Source organism: Rhizobacter sp. P3_B12 (assembly GCF_056402895.1).
In genome coordinates this window covers 1-5,708 of sequence record NZ_JBFUGN010000350.1, presented here as the reverse complement: position 1 = coordinate 5,708, position 5,708 = coordinate 1, and the positions used below count along the sequence as shown (strand labels likewise).

Sequence of the window (5,708 nt, the reverse complement as noted above, 5' to 3'; positions counted from 1 at the left end):
GCCCAGGCCGTCGATGTCGATTGCCGGTGCGCGCTGCGCGAGCTGGTCGGCGAGCACGCGGGCCGAGCCGCAGGCGAGCGCCCAGCCGCTGGAGCCGTGGCCGAGGTTCAGCCAGATGCCGGCGAGCCCGCTCGCGCCCAGCACCGGCGGGCCGTCCGGCAGCATCGGCCGCGCGCCTTTCCAGCGCTGCGCCTGGCTCATGCGCGCCGCGCCCGGGAACCAGTCGTTCAGCACCTTGTACAAGGTGTCGAGCGAGCCCTTGTTCATCGCCTGCGGCGAGCCGCCCAGCTCGGCGCTGCCGGCCACCCGCACGCGCGAGCCCATGCGGCTCACGGCGACCTTGTAGCGCTCGTCCATCAGTGCCGAGCGCGGGCCGACATCGGGGTGCGCCTCGTGGTGGCGCAGCGGCGCCGTCACCGAGTAGCCGTAGACCGGCGCGAGCGGCAGGCGCAGCCCGTGCGGCGTCAGCAACTCCGGCGCGCCCATCGCGGCGCAGACGACGATCGCGTCGAAGGTCTGCGTCTGCGGCTCGGCGATCGCCGGTGGCGCGCTGCGGCGGCCGCTGTCGCTGCTCGGCGTCGCGAGCGTCGATTCGTCGGCCGACAGCTGCAGGTGCGTGAGCTGCGGCCGCAGCCCGGGCTCGATGCGGCTGACGGTGGAGTGGAAGTTGAAGCGCGCCCCCAGGCGCTGCGCCTCGGCGCGCATCAGCCCGGCGAACTGGCGGCAGTTGCCGACCTCGTCGTTCGGCAGGTACAGGCCGCCGTGCAGCGGCGTCTCGGGGTTCAGCCCCGGTTCGACGCGCCGGCATTGCGCCGCATCGAGCGTCTCGAAGCGGATGCCCAGGTCGTGCAGCATCGCGATGCCGGCCTGCGCATGGGCCGCGTCGCGCGCAGAGCGCCACAGCACCAGGTAGCCGTCGGTGCGCTCGTACTCGAGCTGCAGCGTGGCGGTCAGCTTGTGCAGGCGGTCGCGGCTGAACAGCGCGAGGCGCTGCATGCGCGTGCGGTTCGCGCGGAAGCTGTGCAGGCTGCTGGCGCGCCACCAGCGCCACATCCAGCCGAGCGTCGCCAGGTCGAGTGTCGGGTTCACGCGCACCGGCGAGTGCTTGCTGAACAGGTGGCGCAGCACCTTGCCCGGCATGCCCGGGGCGGCCCACGGCGTCACGTAGCCGGGCGCGATCACGCCGGCGTTCGCGAAGCTGGTTTCCGCGGCCACGCTGCCGCGGCGTTCGAACACCGTCACGTCGTGGCCGTCGGCGGCCAGTTCGTACGCGGACGTGACGCCGACGATGCCGGCGCCGATCACGGCGACGCGCATCAGGCGGCCTCCGCGTCGGACAGTGCGCGCTCGATCGCGAGCGACACGTCGAGCACAGTGTCGTCGCGCAGCGCGCTGCTCCACACCATCAGCCCGACCGGCATCTCGCCCGCACGGTGGCAGGGCAGCGACAGCGCGCAGCCGTCGAGCATGTTGACCACCGACGGGTTGCGCAGCAGGCGCGCGTTGGTTGCGAAGAAGGCGTCGTCGCCGGCCAGGTCCGACACGAGGGGTGCGACCATCGGCACGGTGGGGCTGAGCAGCGCGTCGAACGGCGCGAGGCGCGGCGTCATGCGGGCGATCCAGTCGGCGCGGGCCTGCAGCAGCGCGATGTAGTCGGCCGCGCTCATGCGCTCGCCGCGGCGGATGCGCAGCGCGACGCGCGGGTCGTAGTCGGCCCCGCGTGTGCCGAGCAAGGTGCGGTGCCAGGCCCAGCTCTCGGCCGCCGGAAGGCCGCCGGCGGCGTTGATGGCCGCCAGCTCGTCGACCTCGGGCAGCGTGATCTCGTGCAGGCGGGCGCCCGCGCGGCGCAGCGTGGCCAGGCTGCGCTCGAAGGCCGAGGCCACTGCAGCGTCCAGCCCGTCGAGGAAGGCGCCGCCCGGCACCGCCAGCGTCAGCGCGGAGGCCGGGCGTCGGGCCAGCGTCACGCGGCGTGCCGACAGCAACTCGTGCAGCAGCACCGCATCGCGCACCGAGCGGGTGATCGCGCAGGCGGTGTCGAGCGAGGTCGACAGCGGGATCGCGCCGTCGAGCGGCGTCAGGCGGGCGGTGTTCTTGAAGCCGACCAAGCCTTGCAGCGCGGCGGGGATGCGGATCGAGCCGCCGGTGTCGGAGCCGAGCGCGGCCCAGGCGGCACCGCTGGCGACCGAGGTCGCGCCGCCCGAGGTCGAGCCGCCGGGAATGCGCGCTTGTGTGTCGAGCAAGGCGGTGGCGGCATTCAGCGGCGTGCCGTGGTGCGGGTTGATGCCTATGCCGGAGAACGCGAATTCGGTCAGGTTCGTGTGGCCGATCAGCGCGGCACCGGCGGCGCGCAGCCGCGACACCGCCGTGCAATCAATCGCCGCGGGTGACGCATCGGCCAGCGCGCGCGACGCGCCGCTTGTCGGATGGCCGGCCACGTCGAACAGGTCCTTGATGCTGACGGCCAGGCCGGCGAGCGGTGGCAGCGGCAGTCCGGCGGCGGCCTGCGCATCGAGGCCGGCCGCGACGGCCTGCGGGCCGGCGAAGCGGCGGATGAAGGTGTGCCGGTTGACGGGAAGGTCGGCGGCGGCCTGGCTGCGCGCCAGCGCGTCGACGGCCGTCGAGCGACCCAGCACGATCTCGCTGATGGCAGCGGTGAGGTCAAGAGGCATGGAGAGGGGAGGAGGCCGTGCTACACTCTACGGGTTTATCTGAGTGCACTTCTGCGTGACTTCCGCTCGTTGTCAAGAGGGCGGTTGGCAAGAAGAGGGGCAGCAGAAAACAAATCGCGAATCCGGCTGTTGAAAGGTGTTGCAGAGGTCTCAAAACCTTGCAATTCGAGACGGATTCTAGAACCAACCTTTGGAGTTCACATGACCATCACCATGCGTGAGATGCTGGAAGCCGGCGTCCATTTCGGCCACCAAACCCGCTTCTGGAACCCGAAGATGGCACCGTACATCTACGGCCATCGCAACAAGATCCACATCATCAACCTCGAGAAGACGCAGCCGCTCTTCAACGACGCGTTGAAATTCATCCGCCAGCTGGCAGCACGCCGCGGCACCATCCTGATGATCGGCACCAAGCGCCAGGCTCGCGAAGTCATCGCGATGGAAGCCCGCCGCGCCGGCATGCCCTTCGTCGACCAGCGCTGGCTGGGCGGCATGATGACCAACTTCAAGACGGTCAAGGGCTCGCTGAAGAAGCTGAAGGACATGCAGGCGCAGATCGAAGCCGGCACCGAGATCCGCATCAAGAAGGAAGCGCTGATGTTCCAGCGCGACCTGGCCAAGCTCGAGAAGGACATCGGCGGCATCCAGGACATGAACGCGCTGCCCGATGCGATGTTCGTGATCGACGTCGGCTACCACAAGATCGCCGTCGCCGAAGCCAAGAAGCTCGGCATCCCGGTGATCGGCATCGTCGACTCGAACCACTCGCCCGAAGGCATCGACTACGTGATCCCGGGCAACGACGACTCGTCGAAGGCCGTGGCGCTGTACGCCAAGGCGGTGGCCGATGCCATCATCGACGGCAAGGCCAACGCGAGCAACGAAGTGGTGCAAGCCGTTTCGGCCGAGGGCGATGAATTCGTGGAAGTCAGCGAGAACGCCTGATCCCGATGCCCCTGCCCGCTGAAAGGCGAGCGCACCAAGGGGCTGTCACAGCCCCTTTTTTTCAACCCGAGATCATTCGGCGCCCGGCCTCCGGCGGGGCGCCCAGCACACGGAGATTCAAGATGGCTGCAATCACTGCAAGCATGGTCGGCGAACTGCGCGCGAAGACCGACGCGCCGATGATGGAGTGCAAGAAGGCGCTGACGGAAGCCGGCGGCGACATGGAAAAGGCCGAAGAGCTGCTGCGCGTCAAGCTGGGCAGCAAGGCCGGCAAGGCCGCGTCGCGCATCACGGCCGAAGGCGTCGTGACGGCAGCGGTGGTCGGCAACGCCGGCGCGCTGGTCGAGGTCAACTGCGAGACCGACTTCACCTCGAAGAACGACATGTTCCTGAACTTCGCGAAGGCCTGCTCGCAGCTGGCCGCCGAGAAGAACCCGGCCGACCTGGCCGCGCTGTCGGCACTGCCGTACGCGCAGGACGGCTACGGCCCGACGCTCGACGACGTCCGCAAGGGCCTGATCGGCACGATCGGCGAGAACATGACGATCCGCCGCTTCAAGCGCTATGAAGGCGCCAAGCTGGCCAGCTACCTGCACGGCACCCGCATCGGCGTGCTGGTCGAGTTCGAAGGCGACGAGACCGCCGCCAAGGACGTCGCGATGCACATCGCCGCGATGAAGCCGGTGTCGCTGGCCTCGTCGGAAGTGCCCGCCGAGCTGATCGAGAAGGAACGCGCCGTGGCCGCCGGCAAGGCTGCCGAAGACGCGAAGGCCGCCGAGGCTGCCGGCAAGCCGGTGCAGTCGGCCGAGATCGTCACGAAGCGCATCGAAGGCTCGGTGCAGAAGTTCCTGAAGGAAGTCAGCCTGCTGAACCAGACCTTCGTCAAGAACGACAAGCAGACCGTCGAGCAGATGCTCAAGGGCGCGAACACGTCGGTCAAGGGCTTCACGCTGTACGTCGTCGGCGAAGGCATCGAGAAGAAGGTCGACGACTTCGCTGCCGAAGTGGCCGCGCAGGTCGCTGCCGCCAAGGGCGGCTGAAGCGAGAGAGATGCGGCGGGGCGCTCACGAGGCGTCCTGTCGCGATGGTTAGACTTCGGCGCCGCAAGGCTTGACCAACTCGGGGAGAAAACCGCATGCCGGCGTACAAGCGAATCCTGCTCAAGCTCTCGGGCGAAGCCCTGATGGGCGACGATGCCTACGGGATCAACCGGGCCACCATCGTTCGCATGGTGCGCGAGGTGCAAGAGGTGACGCAGCTCGGCTGCGAGGTCGCCGTCGTGATCGGCGGCGGCAACATCTTCCGCGGCGTGGCCGGCGGCTCGGTCGGCATGGACCGCGCGACCGCCGATTACATGGGCATGCTCGCCACCGTGATGAACTCGCTGGCGCTGGCCGACACGATGCGCCAGGAGGGCATGACCGCCCGCGTGATGTCGGCCATCAGCATCGAGCAGGTCGTCGAGCCCTACGTGCGGCCGAAGGCGCTGCAGTACCTCGAGGAAGGCAAGGTCGTGATCTTCGCGGCCGGCACCGGCAACCCGTTCTTCACGACCGACACCGCTGCTGCGCTGCGCGGCGCGGAGATGGGCGCCGAGATCGTGCTGAAGGCGACCAAGGTCGACGGCGTCTACAGTGCCGACCCCAAGAAGGACCCGACCGCGACGCGCTACAGTCAGATCAGTTTCGATGAAGCCATCACCCGCAACCTGCAGGTGCTGGACGCCACGGCCTTCGCGCTGTGCCGCGACCAGAAGCTGCCGATCAAGGTGTTCAGCATCTTCAAGGCAGGTGCCCTGAAGCGGGTGGTGATGGGTGAGGACGAGGGCACCCTCGTCCACGTGTGAGCGTGTGAGGAAACCGACATGAGCATCGCCGACATCAAGAAGACGGCCGAGCAGAAGATGGGCCGGACGATCGAATCGTTCAAGGGTGACCTGCAGAAGATCCGCACCGGCCGGGCCCACCCGGGCCTGCTCGACCAGGTGCAGGTCGACTACTACGGCTCCATGCTGCCGATCAGCCAGGTCGCCAACGTGACTCTGCTGGACGCCCGCACGATCACCGTGCAGCCCTGGGAAAAGGGCATGGG

General features: G+C 68.7%; 6 protein-coding genes. 4 read left to right on the top strand and 2 right to left on the bottom strand.

What is annotated here, in order from left to right:
* Both AC1D01_RS18145 and AC1D01_RS18140 read right to left on the bottom strand, forming a co-directional pair.
* Positions 1-1,317: FAD-dependent oxidoreductase (locus tag AC1D01_RS18145; RefSeq protein ID WP_477868676.1), on the bottom strand; the 1,317-nt coding region annotated here is incomplete at its 3' end.
* Positions 1,317-2,669, bottom strand: coding sequence for an amidase (locus AC1D01_RS18140; RefSeq protein WP_477868674.1), 1,353 nt, complete (start codon positions 2,667-2,669; stop codon positions 1,317-1,319). The genes AC1D01_RS18145 and AC1D01_RS18140, both read right to left, overlap by 1 nt.
* A gap of 201 nt (positions 2,670-2,870) precedes the next feature.
* Here AC1D01_RS18140 and rpsB point away from each other — a divergent pair, with 201 nt between their 5' ends.
* The 4 genes from rpsB to AC1D01_RS18120 all read left to right on the top strand — a co-directional run.
* Complete coding sequence (rpsB, locus tag AC1D01_RS18135) at positions 2,871-3,617, top strand: 30S ribosomal protein S2 (protein WP_477868672.1); 747 nt, start codon at positions 2,871-2,873, stop codon at positions 3,615-3,617.
* A 122-nt stretch (positions 3,618-3,739) separates the two neighbouring features.
* A complete protein-coding gene (tsf, locus tag AC1D01_RS18130) occupies positions 3,740-4,657 on the top strand; it encodes a translation elongation factor Ts (RefSeq protein WP_477868670.1) in 918 nt (305 codons plus the stop codon).
* A 95-nt stretch (positions 4,658-4,752) separates the two neighbouring features.
* On the top strand, positions 4,753-5,463 hold the full coding sequence (gene pyrH, locus AC1D01_RS18125) for a UMP kinase (RefSeq protein WP_047589795.1): 711 nt from the start codon (positions 4,753-4,755) through the stop codon (positions 5,461-5,463).
* A gap of 18 nt (positions 5,464-5,481) precedes the next feature.
* The coding region (locus tag AC1D01_RS18120) for a ribosome-recycling factor (protein ID WP_477868668.1) at positions 5,482-5,708 on the top strand (227 nt) is incomplete at its 3' end.